This is a genomic window from Vibrio sp. Vb0598 (genome assembly GCF_033338935.1).
Lineage (GTDB): Bacteria > Pseudomonadota > Gammaproteobacteria > Enterobacterales > Vibrionaceae > Vibrio > Vibrio alginolyticus.
Map to the genome: position 1 here is coordinate 1 of NZ_JAWOTP010000062.1, position 1,945 is coordinate 1,945.

The following is a 1,945-nucleotide window of genomic DNA, read 5'->3' on the forward strand; positions in this document are numbered from 1 at the left end:
CGCGGCTTCTAGTTCTGCACGCGCGCCTAGCAATGTTGCTGTCAACGCATCAAATTCCGATTGGGAGATGCTGCCACGAGGAAGCAGGTTTTTACCGCGTTGGTGATCAAGCTCTGCCTTTTTAAGCGAAGCTTTTGCTTGTGCTAACGCTGCTTTCGCACTTGCCACTTGTGCTTCAAAAGAAGAAGGTTCAATAGAATAAAGAAGCTGACCTTTTTCTACCATTTGTCCTTCTTCAAAATGACGAGCTTGTAAATAGCCTGAAATCTGTGCTGTGATATTGGTATCTTCTACCGCTTCAATTCGACCGATATATGATTTACTCGGTTGGTAGTCGATTACCGTGACATCCTGAGTTACGACAAGAGGCGCTTGGCTCTCTCTTTGGGCATTATTCGCTTCTCCGCATCCTGCAAGGATAGCTGTAGCCGCCATTAATGCGACAAGTGGTTTCTTTTGCATGTATTTACCGTCTTTATGGAACAGGATATTGTTGAAAACACACTAACCTTACAGACAGTAGATTCCGAATTCTCCTACATAAATTGCGTAAAATGTTTCTAAATGTAATTAATTGAAACGAGCCGAAATAAAGTTGATGCATTTGAAATCATTTTCAGATCTTCATTCACCCCACAACATAAGCAATCTCTAATCATTAATGTGATGTATGACTCATTCGCTTGCCAATTTTGACCAATAAACTCATCAATAAAGGCGGAATTGTTGCTTAGAGCTGAACAAACTCTCCCCGATTAACCATGAAAACGAATCGCTTTCACTGTAATGCTCGTATTTCGACTATTTTTTTAAAAAAAATGGGTTATCATTCAGATAATTCAAAGCCTTCGACCGAGAGGATGAGCATGATTTCTAAATGGGCGAAACGTTTTTACCAAATGGCTGAACTGGTGGCGTCTTGGAGTAAAGACCCTTCAACGCAGGTAGGTGCGGTGATCACTAAACAGAACCGCATTGTTTCTGTCGGCTTTAACGGTTATCCACACGGTGTTTCGGACAGTGTAGACACCGACGAACGTGAACTGAAATACTTAAAAACTCTGCATGCAGAAGAGAACGCAATTCTCTTTTCAAAACGCGATTTGGATGGTTGTGACATTTGGGTAACGCACTTCCCGTGCCCAAACTGCGCTGCAAAGATCATTCAAACAGGTATTTCGCGCGTTCACTGCCCAGAACAGTCTGAAGACTTTCTATCTCGCTGGGGAGATAAAATCCAAGTGAGCCAAGATATGTTTGATCAGGCGGGTGTTGAGGTAGATTGGCTACCGCTAGACGACATCAATTTCGAGGATAAAGACGTTCGTTAGTCCTTCCCAAAACTACAAAGCCCAGACACACAAATTGTCTGGGCTTTTTTGTATCGATGCCACCCATTCAATTGAATTGAGTGGGTGAACGTTTCATCAACCGTGTTTTTTAGCGGTAAGTTCAGCGATTTTTACAATCACAAGGACAGATTTTTCCATCATCTCTACAGAGATAAATTCATGGATACCATGAAAGTTGAAACCACCGGTGAAGATGTTAGGGCAAGGCAATCCCATAAAGGATAACCGCGCGCCATCCGTACCACCACGAATCGGTTTGATCAACGGTTCAACATCACACGCTTCCATTGCCTGTTTCGCTAATTCGATAATGTGAGGGTACGGCTCAACCATTTCTCGCATGTTGTAGTAACTGTCGGTAATGTTAAGTTCGACAGAACCGTGTTTCAGACCTGCGTTCATTTCATCGACAAGTTTTTGCATCAGCGCCTTACGCTCTTCTAACCCTTCACGGTCAAAATCGCGGATGATGTAACCAAGTTCACTGCGGGCGATACCCAGTTCTCCCGATTTCAGATGGAAGAAGCCCTCATACCCTTCGGTGGTTTCAGGGGTTTGGTCTGCTGGCATTTTAACTTGGAATTGCGCCGCTA

General features: G+C 43.6%; 1 protein-coding gene and 2 pseudogenes. 1 reads left to right on the plus strand and 2 read right to left on the minus strand.

What is annotated here, in order from left to right:
- Positions 1-462 (minus strand): annotated as a pseudogene (gene vmeY, locus R7Q38_RS22865) (multidrug efflux RND transporter periplasmic adaptor subunit VmeY); the annotation flags it as partial.
- A 404-nt stretch (positions 463-866) separates the two neighbouring features.
- On the opposite strand from vmeY, the gene R7Q38_RS22870 reads away from it, so the two are divergent.
- A complete protein-coding gene (locus R7Q38_RS22870) occupies positions 867-1,331 on the plus strand; it encodes a dCMP deaminase family protein (RefSeq protein WP_005485131.1) in 465 nt (154 codons plus the stop codon).
- 96 nt (positions 1,332-1,427) lie between these two features.
- Here the strand turns inward: R7Q38_RS22870 and R7Q38_RS22875 are convergent.
- A pseudogene (locus R7Q38_RS22875) lies at positions 1,428-1,945 on the minus strand (peptidase T); the annotation flags it as partial.

Bases quoted from the DNA above. Each gene is read 5' to 3' on its own strand.
- R7Q38_RS22870 (WP_005485131.1), top strand. From the start codon at position 867: ATGATTTCTAAATGGGCGAAACGTTTTTACCAAATGGCTGAACTGGTG.